Source organism: Croceicoccus sediminis (assembly GCF_007570835.1).
In the GTDB taxonomy this organism is placed as follows: domain Bacteria; phylum Pseudomonadota; class Alphaproteobacteria; order Sphingomonadales; family Sphingomonadaceae; genus Croceicoccus; species Croceicoccus sediminis.
On sequence record NZ_SUNC01000005.1, the window covers coordinates 137,446 to 151,651 of the forward strand.

Below are 14,206 nucleotides of genomic sequence, written 5' to 3' on the forward strand. Positions count from 1 at the left end.
ATGCGTTAGTCACGGTCATGATCCGCGCAGCCTTACACCACGCCACTCGCTACACCTACGACCGGCCGGTCCAACTCGGCCCGCAGGTCGTGCGATTGCGACCCGCACCGCACAGCCGCACCGCGATCCCGAACTATTCGCTGAAGATCGAACCGGCAGGCCACTTCCTCAACTGGCAACAGGACCCGCACGGCAACTGGCTGGCGCGCATCGTCTTTCCCGAACGGGTGACGCACTTTTCCATCGAAGTGGACCTGATCGCGGACCTGACCGTGATCAACCCCTTCGACTTCTTCGTCGAGGAAAGCGCAGAGGAAGTCCCCTTCGCGTACGAACCGGACCTCAAGGAAGAGCTCGCCTCCTATTTCGATGCCGAACCGGCGGGCGACCATTTCGAGGCGCTGGTGAACCAGTTTTCCGGCTGGCAGGGCCGGACGATCGATTTCTTCGTCGCGGTGAACCAGGCGCTGGAACAGAGGATCGGCTACGTCGTCAGGATGGAGCCGGGCGTGCAGACGCCGGAGGAAACGTTAACGCTTGGCACGGGATCGTGCCGCGACACCGGCTGGCTGATGGTCAACCTGCTTCGCCGTTTGGGATACGCCGCGCGGTTCGTGTCGGGATACCTCATTCAGATGAAGGCCGATGTCGAACCGGTCGAAGGACCGAAGGGGCCGGAAGCGGACTTCACCGACCTTCACGCATGGTGCGAGGTTTTCGTCCCCGGCGCGGGTTGGATCGGGCTGGACCCGACATCGGGCCTGTTCGCGGGCGAAGGCCACATCCCGCTGGCCGCCGCGCCGCATTTCCGCTCCGCCGCGCCGATCACCGGCGTTGCCGAACCGGCAGAGGTGGACTTCCATTTCTCGATGACCGTGGACCGGGTCCAAGAAGCGGTGCGCATCACCAAGCCGTTCACCGACAACCGCTGGGACGCGCTGCTGGCGCTGGGCGACAAGGTGGACGAGGATCTCGTCGCGCAGGACTGCCGCCTGACGATGGGGGGCGAGCCGACGTTCGTTGCCGCCGACGATCCCGAAGCGGGCGAATGGAACGGCGATGCCGTCGGCCCGACCAAAGCGAAATACGCGGACCAGCTGATCCGCAAGCTGCGCACCCGTTTTGCGCCCGGAGCGCTGCTGCACCACGGACAAGGCAAGTGGTATCCGGGCGAAAGCCTGCCGCGCTGGGGCTTTACGCTCTACTGGCGCAAGGACGGCAAGCCGCTGTGGTCCAATCCAGACCTCATCGCGGTCGATCCCGACGAGGATGCCGAACCCACGCTGGACGCGGAATCGGCGGGCCAGTTCCTTGCTGAGGCGGCAAGCCAGCTTGGCGTGGAGGGCGATTACGTCCAACCAGTTTTCGAAGACCCGGAAATGTGGATCGAACGCGAAGGCGAACTGCCCATCAACGTCGAACCCGGCGATCCCAAGATCGACGATCCCGAAGAGCGCGAACGCATCGTGCGCACGTTCACGCGCGGGCTGTCGAAGCCGGTTGGCTACGTCCTTCCCATCCAGCGACAGGAACAGCAGGCCAAGCCCGCCCGCGGTCCGCGCTGGAAATCGGAACAGTGGTCGGTGCGCAAGGGCAAGCTGACCGCCGTGCCCGGCGATTCCGCGCTGGGCTACCGCCTGCCGCTGGGCTCGCTGCCGTGGGTGCCGAAATCGGAATATCCCTATATCCATCCACGCGTGTCGACCGATGCCGAAGAGCCGCTGGCCGATTTTCGCCAGCAGGCCCCGAAATCCGAAAGGACGCAGGCCGAGGCCGAGAATATCGAGCGCAAGGCCGAGGGCACCGGCGACCAGCGTTTCGAACGCGTGGAAACGGCAGGCGCAGCCCATCAGGACCGGGTGGAGCAGGAAATCATCGCGGGCGCGGTCCGCACCGCGATGACGGTGGAGCCACGCGGCACGTACCTGTCGGTCTTCGTCCCTCCGCTTGAAGCGATGGAGGATTTCCTCGAACTCGTCGCCGAGATCGAGGCAGTGGCCGAAAAGCTGAAGATGCCGGTCCGCATCGAAGGTTATCCGCCCCCGCCCGACCCGCGCGTCCAGGTGCTGAAAGTCACGCCCGATCCCGGCGTGATCGAGGTGAACATCCACCCCACCGCGTCATGGCGCGAACTGGTGGAAGTGACCGAGGGTCTTTACGAAGATGCCCGCGAAATCGGCCTGACGGCAGACAAGTTCATGGTCGACGGGCGTTCGGTCGGCACCGGCGGGGGCAATCACCTCGTCATGGGCGGGGCGACATTCCCCGACAGCCCCTTCATCCGCCGGCCGGACTTGCTCAAAAGCTTCGTCCTTTATTGGCAGCGGCATCCCTCGCTGTCCTACTTGTTCTCCGGCCTGTTCATCGGCCCGACCAGCCAGGCCCCGCGCATCGACGAAGCGCGGCACGACAGCCTCTACGAGCTGGAAATCGCGCTCAGCCAGGTGCCGCCGCCGGGCGAACCGCCGAAGTTTCCGTGGATCGTGGACCTTCTGTTCCGCAACATGCTGGTCGACGTGACGGGCAATACGCACCGCACCGAAATCTGCATCGACAAGCTCTATTCGCCCGACGGCCCGACGGGCCGCCTTGGCCTTGTCGAATTTCGCGGGTTCGAGATGCCGCCAGACGCGAAGATGAGCGTGGCACAGCAACTGCTGCTGCGCGCACTAATGGCCTGGTTCTGGCGCGAACCGCAGGACGGCAGCCTCGTGCGCTGGGGTACGGCGCTGCACGATCGCTTCCTGCTCGAACACCATTGCTGGACCGATTTCCTCGAAGTGCTGTCGGACCTGCGCCAAGCGGGCTATGACTTCGACCCGCAATGGTTCGAAGCCCAACGCCAGTTCCGCTTTCCAACCCACGGCACGGTCGAGGCTGGCGGCGTCGTGCTCGAAGTCGGCCACGCGCTCGAACCGTGGAACGTGCTGGGCGAAACCGGCGCGATCGGCGGCACGGTGCGCTATGTCGATTCCAGTACTGAGCGGTTGCAAGTGCGGGCCAAGGGGCTGGTTCCGGGCCGCCATGTCATCGGCTGCAACGGCAGGCGCGTGCCCATGCACCCCACCGGCAGGCCCGGAGAGGCCGTGGGCGGAGTGCGATACAAGGCATGGGCACCGCCGTCGTGCCTCCATCCACTCCTCGGCGCGGATGCACCGCTCACCTTCGATGTGTTCGATACGTGGAACAATCGCTCGCTGGGGGGTTGTGTCTATCATGTGGCACACCCGGGTGGACGCGCGTATGATGATGTTCCGGTCAACAGTTACGAGGCCGAAAGCCGCCGCAAGGCGCGTTTTCAGGACTACGGACATACACCGGGCAAGGTCGACGTGCCGCCTGAAGAACACGGGGGAGAATTTCCGATGACGCTGGACCTGCGCCGACCAGCCGGACTGCACTAAGGGCCCGCCCTTGGCATCGCAGACCCAATCCACGGATCTGTTCGGGCCTGACCCGACGCAGGATCCGCTTGCCTGGTACAAACCCGACGCCATGGGCGCGGACCTGTTCGCGTCCGCTCCCGACGACGTGGCCGCGGCGTGGCGCACGTTCGCGACCGGCCTTGCCCGCATCCCCGGCGGATTGCGGCAAGCACAGGAATGGGTGGACCGGCAGGTAGAGGACCTGGGCCTTGCTTTCCGCGTGACCGGCGATGTGGAGGAACGGTCATGGCCGCTCGCCCCCTTGCCGATCATGATCGGGGCTGCCGAATGGGCACAACTGGAACAGGGCCTGGTACAGCGCGCCACCTTGCTGGAGGCGCTGGTCGCCGACATCTACGGGCCGCAGCGCCTGATCGCCGACGGGCACCTGCCCGCCGCCGCAATTTCGGGCAGCGCGGATTTCGCCCGCCGCATGGTCGGCTTGCCGCCTGCCGACGGGCGGCACCTCAAGGTCGTGGCGATGGACCTTGCCCGCGGACCTAACGGCGAATGGCGTGTCCTGTCCGATCGGGTACGCCTTCCGACCGGCATCGGCTATGCCCTTGAAAACCGCATCGCCCTGTCACGCGCCACCGGATCGCTGCTGGCCGAGATAAACACGCGGCGCATTTCCGAGTTCTTCAACGCCCTGCGCGAAGGGGTGGCGGCAAGCTGTGAACGGGCCGATCCGCGCATCGGGCTGCTGACGCCGGGCCGGTTCAACCAGTCCTATCCCGAACAGGCCCACCTTGCCCGCCATCTCGGCTTTTCGCTCGTCGAAGGACGCGATCTGGTCGAACAGGAAGGCCGCGTTTACGTCCGCACCATCGCGGGGCTGAAACGGATCGATGCGCTGTGGCGCTGGATCAACACCCGCGACATCGACCCGATGGCCTTCGATTCGCGTTCGCGCATCGGCGTGCCCAACATCCTCAACGCCTGTGCCAGCGGCGATCTGGTCATGGTCAACTGGCCGGGCGCGGGCGTCGTGGAATCGCGGGTGATGAGCGCGTTCATGCCGCGCCTGTGCAAGACCCTTATGGGCGAACCGCTGCGCCTGCCCAATGCCGCGACATGGTGGTGCGGCCAGCCGCGCGAACGCGAACAGGTCCGCGCCCGGTTCGATAACCTGGTGATCAGCCCGGCCTTCCGCCTGCCGGTCGAGGGGCTTGAAGACGGACGCACCTGTGTCATCGCCAATGCCGATACCGCCCAGCGCAAAACGATCCTGAAGGCGATGGAACGCCGCCCGATGGACTATGTCGGGCAGGAACTGGTCCGCACGTCGACCACGCCCGTCCTGAATGGTCAGGTGATCGAACCCCATGCCTTTACCCTGCGCGTATACCTTGCCCGCGACGGGGCGGGACGGTGGACCGCGATGCCCGGCGGCTTTGCCCGCATTTCGCAGGACGGCACGTTGCGCCACGCCCTGATCGGCGAAAACGATTCCAGCGCCGACGTGCTGGTGATCGATCCGGCAGGCTCCGAACAGACCGCCAACCCGCCAAAGCTGGACTCGCCGACAGTGCGCCGCCAACAGGGCGTCCTGCCCAGCCAGGCGGCGGACAACCTGTTCTGGCTGGGCCGCTACGCCGAACGTGCGAACCAGACGACGCGGCTGGTTCGCGTATTGCTCGATACCGGCCACGCCACGGGCCGCGCGCTACAACCGGCGGGGGCGACCACGTCGGCGCGCCGCATCACCAAACTGCTGGAAAAGCTGGGCGCGGCCTATGGCGGCGGAGATGATAAGGAAAGAACCCCGGCCCAGATCGCGCAGGCCGCGCTGTCCGATATTTCCCTGCCCGGTTCGGTCGCCTCGCTTTTGTCCTCTGGCCGCCAGCTGTCCTTGCTGCTGCGCGACAGGTTGACGCATGACATCTGGCGCATCGTCAACCGCCCGCTGCCCCCCTGCGGCAACGATGCGGACAGCCTTGGCGCGTCGTGTGACCTGCTGGTCGAACGGTTCGCCTCGCTCGGCCGGTTGCTGGCCGACACGATGACGCGCGGACCGGGGTGGAGCTTTCAGCAGATGGGCCTGCGCGTCGAACGCGCCTCCATGATCCTGCAATCGACCATCGCCCTCGTCCCCGGAGAAGCGAGCGCGGAGGATCTGGCCGCCCTGCTCGACCTTGTCGACGGGCAATCCACCTATCGCAGCCGTTACCTGACGATGCCCTATATCGCGCCCGTGCTGGACATGGTCCTGCTCGATCCGGCCCAGCCGCGTGGGCTGGCATTTCAGGTCGAGGAAATCATCGACCACTTGTCCAAACTGCCCAACTTGCGCGACGACGGGATGACCGAAACGCCATTGCGCCTTGCCCGGTCCTTGCGCGCATGGCTGGACGCCGCCGATGCCGAGGAGCTTGAGCCTTCGGACCTCGAAAACTGGCGCGGCGCGCTGGGCCACCTCTCGAACGAGATGGGCAAGCGTTATTTCCTCGACGAAACCCTTCCCGGAAGCGACGGGGCACCGTTCCTGGCATGATGTACCGGATACGCCACGATACCACGCTTTCCTATGGCAGCGGCGTTGCCACGGCGCGGCTGAACATCCGGCTGAAACCCGTCGAATGGCCCGGCCAGCGCATCGTGGACCATTCGCTGGATGTCTCGCCCGCCCCGGCGGAGCGGCGCGACGGACATGGCCCGTACGTGGTCAACACCACCACGCTCGCCTTTCGCGGCGGGGAAAAGGAAATCACCGTCAAGAACGCGATGCGGATCGAGGTAACGCCCCCGCCGATCCCCAACACCAGCCCCAGCATCGCCGAAACGCGCGATGCCGCGATGCTTGCGCGCGGGCTCGATCCGCTGTCGCCCGCGCCTTACCTTTACGGATCGCGCATCGCCGTTCCCGAACCACACATCGCGGACTGGGCCGCGCCCCTGCTCTCTTCCGACAGGCCAGTGCTGGAGGCGGCGCAGGCGCTATGCTCCAGGATCCATCAGGACTTCGCCTACGATTCCACCGCGACCGACAGCCGCACCGCCCCGGCAGAGGCGTTCGAGAAGAAGTCGGGCGTGTGCCAGGATTTCGCCCATGTCATGATCGTCGCCCTGCGCGGTCACGGCATCCCGGCATCCTACATCAGCGGTTACCTGCGCACCCTGCCCCCGCCGGGCATGGAAAAGCTGGTCGGGGCCGACGCGATGCATGCATGGGCCGCGGTTTGGTGCGGGCCGGAGCTTGGCTGGATCGGGCTGGATCCCACGAACGACTGCCTTGCGCGCGAAAGCCACGTGGTCGTCGCCATGGGACGCGACTATGCCGACGTCGCGCCGATCGACGGCGTCTTCACCGGTGCGGCGTTCCAGACGATGTCCTTTGCTGTCGACGTCGCCGAAGTCGGGAACGACGCGCAGCCCGCCTGATCAGGCCGTGCGCTGTTCGCGCCCCTCTACCCTGACGCCATACGTCTCGACATAGTCGGACAGGCGTTCGGCCACTTCGCTTTCGTCCAGGCCGAACTCGGCAAGGCTGTATCGATGGGGCTTGCGCTTCAAAGCCCGGCTGCGGGTCATGAAATCCTCCATGCCCGGCAGCGCGGGGGCCATGTCCATGCCCAGAAAGCGATAGACGCGGGCCATGGCGCCATGCCAGTCGCGGTCCATCTCCTCGAAATGCACGTCGATGATGCGGCTGCTCTCGATCCGGTCGCGCACGCGGCGCATTCGGGCGATCTGCTGTTCGGTCTTGCGCAGCCATTCGCGGCCCACCGCATTCGCGTCGGCATGGTCGGAATAGATGATCGTCTGGTTCCACGCGAGCGAGGCGGCGGACCCCACAACGGCCTTGGGATCGCGATGCGTGAAGACGAACCGGGCATCGGGAAAGGTATCGAGCACGGCATCGAGGTCGAGCATGTATTGCGGCGTCTTCAGGATCCACGGTTTCAGGCTGGATTTCTGCTGCGACCAGCTGACCAGTTTCAACAGGCGGGCAAGCTGGCGATAGGCAGGGCGCGCGTCCTGCCCCTCGCACCACCTGCCATAGGACGGGATCATCCACTGCGCCTCGTGCTTCATGCCCCAGAACGAATTGACCAGAAGGCCCAGTTCCTCTTCCGGCTCGCACGGGCCGGTGGGGTGGATGTTCAGCGTGCGCGGATTGGCAAGGCGGGCCATGCGCTGGATTTTGCGGGCGGTCTCGATCCGCTCGTCCGCTTCGTCGCCGGGGGTGAAGTCCTGTGGCGGGACGGGGCTGATCGTCTCGAAACTGCGCAGATGCTGGAACCGGTGATCGGCGGCCAGCAGCCGGTGCATCCGCGTCGTGCCCGATCGCATCGGCCCCACGACGATGACGGGGCGCGGCAAGGCGCGGTCGAGGATTTCGGGGTGGCGGTCGAACCACTGCTGCGCATGCAGACGGTCGGTCAGGACCTTGCGGAACTGCATTTCGGCCACGAACTCGCCCGCCAGATTCAGGCGCGCCTCTTCCCGCAAGGCATCGACCAACGCATCGTAAGGCCGGGCAAACCACGGATCGCCGAAGTCGTTCAGCCCGGTTTCCTCTGACACGGCCTCCATCAAGGCCTCGCGGTCGAGCGTATTGCGCCGTTTGAGGCCCGTCGCATGCCCCAGCCTGAACCATCGGTTCGCCACCGAAATGAACGGAGTGCGCCGAGGCGGACTGATGATCTCTTCGCTCAAAAGGCGGGTCCTGTCTGGTTCTTCGGGCCTCTCAACTCTACACACGGGCAAGGGGCTTGTTCCCGCATCGATTTTCACATGTATCTTCACTGGACAGGATGCGGCGGGACCGGCCATAGCGCGAGGCGCCATGCATGATATACGCCTCATCCGTAACGATCCCGCCGCCTTCGATGCCGCCCTCGCCCGCCGCGGGGCGGAGCCTGCCTCGGCCGCGATCCTCGCCATCGACGAACAGCGCCGCGAAGTGCAGACCCGGATGCAGGAAGGCCAGTCCCGCCGGAACGAGGCTTCGAAAGCCATCGGCAAGGCGATGGGCCAGGGCGATACCGCAACGGCAGAGGCGCTGAAGGCCGAAGTCGCTGCGCTGAAGGAAACGCTCCCCGCGCTGGAGGCGGAAGAAAAGGCGCTGACGCAGAAGCAGGCCGATGCGCTGGCCGCCCTGCCCAACCTTCCGGCCGAAGATGTGCCGATGGGCGCGGACGAGGCGGACAATGTCGAGGTTTCCCGCTGGGGCACACCGCGCGAACTCGATTTCGAGGCGAAGGAACACGCCGATTTCGCGCCTGCCCTCGGCCTCGATTTCGAAACCGCCGCCGCGATTTCGGGTGCGCGTTTCGTGTTCATGCGCGGCCAGATGGCCCGCCTCAATCGCGCGCTGGGCGCCTTCATGCTCGACATGCAGACCGGCAAGGGCTTTGTCGAATGCGCGCCGCCGCTGCTGGTGAAGGACGAGGCGCTGTTCGGCACCGGGCAATTGCCGAAGTTTAAGGAAGACTTATTCCAGACCAGCCTTCGGTCGTTCGGTGATATCTCTGTCGACCACCTCGACGAAATGGCGCAACAAGCTGCGAACGACGCGGGCCTCAGCTTTCCGGAAAACCTCGCGGTATTACTTAGAGCCATTTTGCCCGAGCTACCCCCGACACGTCGTTGGCTGATCCCCACTGCCGAGGTCAGCCTGACCAACGCCGTGCGCGAACAGATCATCGACAACGCTGCCCTGCCGATGAAGATGACCGCGCTCACCCCCTGCTTCCGCTCCGAAGCGGGTTCGGCGGGTAAGGACACGCGCGGTCTTATCCGTCAGCATCAGTTCGACAAGGTGGAACTCGTCGCCATCACGACGCCCGAGGCTTCGGACGCGATGCACGAGGAAATGACCGCCGCGGCAGAAGCGGTGCTGCAGGCGCTGGAACTGCCCTATCGCAAGGTGCTGCTGTGCACCGGCGACATGGGCTTTTCCGCGCGCAAGACCTACGACCTCGAAGTCTGGCTGCCCGGGCAGAACACTTACCGCGAGATCAGCTCGATCTCCAATTGCGGGGACTTCCAGGCCCGCCGCATGAACGCTCGGTACAAGCCCGAAGGGTCGAAGAAGACCGAGTTCCTGCACACGCTGAACGGGTCGGGCCTCGCCGTCGGGCGCACGCTGGTCGCCGTGCTGGAAAACGGGCAGAACGCCGACGGGTCCGTCACGCTGCCGTCCGCACTCGTCCCCTACATGGGCGGGATCGACAAGCTGGAGCCTGCCTGACGCCATGCGCATTCTTCTGACCAACGACGACGGTATCAACGCACGCGGGCTCGAGGTGCTGGAAGCCATCGCACGCCAGCTTTCCGACGACATCTGGATCTGCGCGCCGAGCGAGGAACAGTCGGGCGCGGGCCACTCGCTCACCCTCACCCGCCCGGTTCGCATGCGCCGCCATGACGACCGCCGGTTCTCCGTCACCGGCACGCCGACCGATTCGGTGACGATGGGCCTGAAAAAGGTGCTTGGCGGAAAGCCGGACCTGATCCTGTCGGGCGTCAACCGCGGCGCGAATCAGGGCGACGACATCACCTATTCGGGGACCGTCTCCGCCGCCATAGAAGGCGCGCTGGCAGGCGTCCGCTCCATCGCGTTGAGCCAGATCTATTCGCGCGAAGATGCAGGGGAAAAGGTTTCCTTTGACGCAGCGGAAAAGTGGGGCGCGAAAGTACTGCGCCAACTGATCGACATGCCGTTCGCGGCCCGCACGCTGGTCAACATCAACTTCCCCGCCGTGAGGGCCCAGGACGTGAAGGGAGTGCGCGTCGTGCGCCAGGGCTTTCACGATTATGGCCGCGGCACCGTCGTAGAAGGCACCGACCCGCGCGGTTTTCCCTATTTCTGGTTCGGCCTCGAACCGATCGAACATACCCCGGGGCATGAAACCGACCTTGAAATAACACAGGAAAACTACATTGCGGTCACCCCGCTGCAACTTGACCTGACCCACTATCCGTCGCTTGATACCCTGGCCGAACGTTTTGCGGGGATGGAGGACTAACCAACAGTGGCGATGCGCAAGCCCATCCGGCTTCAACGACACCGCCCCCTGAGGCGCAAGCTGGGACTGCCGGTCTGGGCCGATGCCTCGCTCCGCCTGTCCGCCGCGCTGTTCCTCGTCTTCATCGTCGTGATGATCCACTGGAGCGACCGGGAAGGACTGATCGACCATCACGACGGCGTCGTCAGCTTTGCCGATGTCGTCTATTTCACGATGATTTCGATCACGACGACGGGTTTTGGCGACATTGCACCGGTGACGGACAAGGCCCGCATGATCGAGGCGATGATCGTCACCCCGATCCGCTTTGCCGTGATCTTCATCTTCGTGGGCACCGCCTACAACTTCATCATCAAACGCAGCTGGGAGAGATACCGCATGGCCCGTATCCAGGAACGCCTGAAGGACCACGTCGTGGTGCTGGGCTTCGGCGTCTCCGGCTCCGAAGCGGTGGCCGAACTGATCGCGCGAGGCACCAGTCCCGATTGCATCGTCGTCATGGACAGCAGCGAGGAACGCCTGCAGCTGGCCGAAGACATGGGCTGCAACATCATCAACGCCGATGCCACGCGCGACGAATCGCTGCAGGACGTCCGCATCGCGCAGGCGGCGACGGTGCTGGTTTCCGCAGGGCGCGACGACAGTTCGATCCTGATCGTGCTGACCGTGCGGCACCTGGCCCCCGAAGTGCCGATCACCGTCGTCGTGCGCGCGCCCGACAACGAACTGCTCGCCCGTCAGGCTGGCGCGACCAACGTGATCAACCCGGTCCGCTTCACCGGGCTTCTGCTGGCCGGAAGCGCCAGCGGCATGCACACCGCCGACTACCTGTCGGACCTCGCCTCGGTCACGGGCCGGGTGCAACTGGTCGAACGCGAAGCGCGGCCAGAGGACATCGGCCGCTCGCTACGCGAACTGGGTTCGGGCAGCCTCGGCCTCAGGCTCTACCGCGACGGCCGTGCCATCGGTTATTGGGAAGACGACGCGCAGTCGGTGCAGGAAGGCGACATGATCGTCGTAATCCGCCCGACACCGGAATGCGGTCCGGGCGTGCTATAGGCGAACAGGCGCCGGGCCGCGTGGCCCGGCGCGCTGCTCACGAAATTATCCGCCGGTCAGAAGGGCGTCGAATACCACGTAGGTTTCGGGACCGAACTTGATCGTCACTTCGTCGCCATCCCGCGTCGTGTCGAAATCCCAGGCCGCCGAACCGTCCGCCTCTGAACTGTCCGCGCCATAAGCTTCGGTCCCCTTGAAGAAGATCGCCCGCTTCATGCCATCGGGCTTCGTCACTTCGACCAGGCTCTGGCCAGCCTCGCCCCAGTTACGCTTCACGCCCGCATCGCATTGCTGGGTGGGGGCTGCGCCATCGAAGCCGCACGGAATGATCGTGGTTGCCTGGTAATCGGTGCCGGGCACCAGCGCATCAGACCCGTCGGCAGGCGGCGGAGGTCCATTCGATGCGTCCATCTCACCGGCGGAGGCCTGAGTATCGGCGGGGGCAGTCGCGGGCTCATCAGCCGTCGTGTCAGGCGAACCGCAGGCGGCAAGCGTGCCGGCCAGAACACTTGTCAAAAGCAGGTAAGGCATTCTCATTGCGTCGTACTCCCCAACCGTCGAGTGTAAGCGGATACAGAACACCGATAGACCGGCACGCGGCAGGCCGCGACGACCGGTTTCGAATCGTATCCGTCAGGCGAATTTTCGCCAAACAAGGTAAATGATCAAGGCGTTTATCGCGGGCGAGAGTATTCCTGCCGCCAGCGGCGCAAGCCCCGCGCGATCCGCAATGATATTCCACGGCAGGCCGATCGGTATCAGGAAAACGCCCGCCAATGGCCCTTGCGGCGATCCGAACAAGCCGAAAGTGCCGATCAGGAAAAGGACAAGAGCAATGGCATAAAGCGCCAGGAACACGATCAACACCCACCGCATGGCGCCTTCTCCCAAACCTGTCACGAGCGATATAGCCGGAAACGCGTCGTGCCGCACGCAGAGCATTGGAAACACGCTGTGCTACACGGGAACGGCCCCGCCACGATCGGGACAGTTCTCTGCCATGGTCGAACCCTCATCGCGCGTATCACCTGCGGCGATGGGAGAAAGACGTTACCAGACCGGCTTGTTCTCCGCCGCGCTGGCGGCAGCGTCCAGCTTGTCTATGGCATCGCCGATGGTGTCCGCACTCAAAAGCTGGTCGCGGCGGGCCGCGCTCATGAAGCCTTCGTCGCGGACGTGGTCGCAAAAGGACATGAACTTGTCCCAGTAACCATCGGTGTTGAGCAGGCAGAACGGCTTCGAATGATAGCCCAGCGCGTTCCAGGTCCATGCCTCGAACAGTTCGTCGAATGTGCCGATCCCGCCCGGCATGCACAGGAAGCCGTCGGCAAGCTGCGTCATCTTGGCCTTGCGCTGATGCATGTCGGCGACTTCGTGAAGCTCGGTCAGACCGACATGCGCGACTTCGTGGCTGACGAGAGCAGCCGGGATCACGCCATAGACACGGCCCCCTGCATCCAGCACGGCATCGGCGATGGTGCCCATAAGGCCCAGCTTGCCGCCGCCATAGACAAGATCAATCCCGCGAGAGACCATTTCGGCGCCAAGCTGCTTCGCAATCTCGGTATGTTTCGGATTGGTGCCGGCGGCGGACCCGCAATAGACGGCAAGGCTGCGGATCGCGCTCATCCATGGTCTCCTGTCTCGAAGCCGCCGATGGGGCGCGCGCCGACGTGGGTGATGACGGAAGCGGCGGCCCGTGCCCCGCTTTTCAGGCAATGCTCGGCATCCGCGCCCGCGACATGGGCGGCAAGGAAACCGGCGGCAAACTGGTCCCCCGCCCCGGTTGTGTCGACCACTTCGGGAACGGGCGCGGCGGGCACTTCGATGCGCTCGCCGCGCGAAACGGCCATCGCGCCGTGCGGGCCCTTGGTCAGGACCAGCGTTTCGACCTGTTTGGACAGCAGGGCGATCGCCGCTTCGCTGTCATCGACACCGGCCATCAGCTTCGCCTCGTACTCATTGGCGAACAGGATATCGACCGCGCCATCGGCAACCAGCTTGGCAAGGCTGTCGCGGCGACCGGGGAGCGCGATGGAATCGGAAAGGGTAAAGGCGATCTTGCGGCGCTCGGCATGGGCCAGTTCGATCGCGCGGCGCATCGCGGCACGGGGCGTTTCCGGGCCCCAGAGATAGCCTTCGAGGAACAGCATTTGCGCGCCGCGGATCGCGTCCTCGTCAAGGGCGTCGACGGTCAGCCGGTGGCTGGCGGCGGGCGACGTCTGCATCGTGCGCTCGCCATCGGGACTGACCAGGATGAAACAGCGCCCGGTCGGCGCGTGCCGGATCGGCGGCGTATCGAACGCGATATCCAGCCCGTACATGTGCGAGGCGAAAAGCGTGCCCAGCCGGTCATCGCCGGTCTGCCCGATGAAACGGCACTTGGCGCCCAACGACGCCGCGCCCGCAAGCGTATTGGCCGCGGACCCGCCGGGCACTTCCTCAACGTGGCCGCTCGTCGCCATGGCGCTGGCCAGTGCCTCGGCCTCGTCGTCTTCCAGAAGGCGCATCGTGCCCTTCCTGACGCCGGCAGCTTCGAGGAATGCCTCGTCCCGGCGTGCAAGCACGTCGACAATGGCGTCGCCCAACGCGACGATATCGAATTGTTCGCTGGCCATGGCGGAAAAGGGGAATCCGTTCTGCTTGTCGGGGAGGTTTCGGCCGCAACTATACACGCCGCATCGGCCGGTCAATCAAGACAGGTGGTTTCAGCCCCCTTGCCCGCCTCTGTAAAGCCGCTATCGCTGG

The 14,206-nt window shown here is 65.0% G+C and carries 10 protein-coding genes and 2 pseudogenes; 7 read left to right on the top strand and 5 right to left on the bottom strand.

Annotated features, from left to right (window positions below; all coding sequences use genetic code 11):
- Window positions 1–17 precede the first annotated feature (17 nt).
- From FAX90_RS15575 to FAX90_RS15585, 3 genes are read left to right on the top strand one after another with little or no spacing between them, the layout of a single operon-like run.
- A complete protein-coding gene (locus FAX90_RS15575; protein WP_144098351.1) occupies window positions 18–3,404 on the top strand; it encodes a transglutaminase family protein in 3,387 nt (1,128 codons plus the stop codon).
- A gap of 10 nt (window positions 3,405–3,414) precedes the next feature.
- Complete coding sequence (locus FAX90_RS15580; RefSeq protein WP_144098352.1) at window positions 3,415–5,919, top strand: circularly permuted type 2 ATP-grasp protein; 2,505 nt, start codon at window positions 3,415–3,417, stop codon at window positions 5,917–5,919.
- Window positions 5,916–6,806, top strand: coding sequence for a transglutaminase family protein (locus FAX90_RS15585; protein ID WP_144098353.1), 891 nt, complete (start codon window positions 5,916–5,918; stop codon window positions 6,804–6,806). Before FAX90_RS15580 ends, FAX90_RS15585 begins: the two co-directional genes overlap by 4 nt.
- On the opposite strand, the gene FAX90_RS15590 is transcribed toward FAX90_RS15585, so the two are convergent.
- Window positions 6,807–8,084 (bottom strand): sulfotransferase family protein, encoded by a 1,278-nt coding sequence (locus FAX90_RS15590; RefSeq protein WP_240704944.1) that lies wholly within the window; start codon window positions 8,082–8,084, stop codon window positions 6,807–6,809.
- A gap of 130 nt (window positions 8,085–8,214) precedes the next feature.
- Here FAX90_RS15590 and FAX90_RS16935 point away from each other — a divergent pair.
- The 4 genes and pseudogenes from FAX90_RS16935 to FAX90_RS15605 form a co-directional block, all read left to right on the top strand.
- A pseudogene (locus tag FAX90_RS16935) lies at window positions 8,215–8,877 on the top strand (serine--tRNA ligase); the annotation flags it as partial.
- A gap of 132 nt (window positions 8,878–9,009) precedes the next feature.
- Window positions 9,010–9,621 (top strand): annotated as a pseudogene (serS, locus tag FAX90_RS16940) (serine--tRNA ligase); the annotation flags it as partial.
- Between the two features lie 4 nt (window positions 9,622–9,625).
- Window positions 9,626–10,399 (top strand): 5'/3'-nucleotidase SurE, encoded by a 774-nt coding sequence (gene surE, locus FAX90_RS15600; protein ID WP_144098355.1) that lies wholly within the window; start codon window positions 9,626–9,628, stop codon window positions 10,397–10,399.
- Window positions 10,400–10,411: 12 nt separating this feature from the next.
- Window positions 10,412–11,458, top strand: a complete 1,047-nt coding sequence (locus FAX90_RS15605; protein WP_144098356.1) for a potassium channel family protein — start codon at window positions 10,412–10,414, stop codon at window positions 11,456–11,458.
- 45 nt (window positions 11,459–11,503) lie between these two features.
- On the opposite strand, the gene FAX90_RS15610 is transcribed toward FAX90_RS15605, so the two are convergent.
- From FAX90_RS15610 to FAX90_RS15625, 4 genes are all read right to left on the bottom strand, one after another.
- Complete coding sequence (locus FAX90_RS15610) at window positions 11,504–11,995, bottom strand: hypothetical protein (protein WP_205700709.1); 492 nt, start codon at window positions 11,993–11,995, stop codon at window positions 11,504–11,506.
- A gap of 96 nt (window positions 11,996–12,091) precedes the next feature.
- Entirely contained in the window at window positions 12,092–12,391 is a 300-nt protein-coding gene (locus FAX90_RS15615) for a hypothetical protein (RefSeq protein ID WP_240704945.1), read from the bottom strand.
- A gap of 117 nt (window positions 12,392–12,508) precedes the next feature.
- Window positions 12,509–13,087: an LOG family protein gene (locus FAX90_RS15620; protein WP_144098357.1), complete on the bottom strand. Its 579-nt coding sequence runs from the start codon at window positions 13,085–13,087 to the stop codon at window positions 12,509–12,511.
- Window positions 13,084–14,076 (bottom strand): adenosine kinase, encoded by a 993-nt coding sequence (locus tag FAX90_RS15625; RefSeq protein ID WP_144098358.1) that lies wholly within the window; start codon window positions 14,074–14,076, stop codon window positions 13,084–13,086. The genes FAX90_RS15620 and FAX90_RS15625 overlap by 4 nt, the downstream gene beginning before the upstream one ends.
- Window positions 14,077–14,206: the final 130 nt, after the last annotated feature.

Coding starts and splice junctions, on each gene's coding strand:
- FAX90_RS15575 (WP_144098351.1), top strand. CDS start 18: ATGATCCGCGCAGCCTTACACCACGCCACTCGCTACACCTACGACCGG.
- FAX90_RS15585 (WP_144098353.1), top strand. CDS start 5,916: ATGATGTACCGGATACGCCACGATACCACGCTTTCCTATGGCAGCGGC.
- surE (WP_144098355.1), top strand. CDS start 9,626: ATGCGCATTCTTCTGACCAACGACGACGGTATCAACGCACGCGGGCTC.
- FAX90_RS15605 (WP_144098356.1), top strand. CDS start 10,412: ATGCGCAAGCCCATCCGGCTTCAACGACACCGCCCCCTGAGGCGCAAG.
- FAX90_RS15610 (WP_205700709.1), bottom strand. CDS start 11,995: ATGAGAATGCCTTACCTGCTTTTGACAAGTGTTCTGGCCGGCACGCTT.
- FAX90_RS15620 (WP_144098357.1), bottom strand. CDS start 13,087: ATGAGCGCGATCCGCAGCCTTGCCGTCTATTGCGGGTCCGCCGCCGGC.
- FAX90_RS15625 (WP_144098358.1), bottom strand. CDS start 14,076: ATGGCCAGCGAACAATTCGATATCGTCGCGTTGGGCGACGCCATTGTC.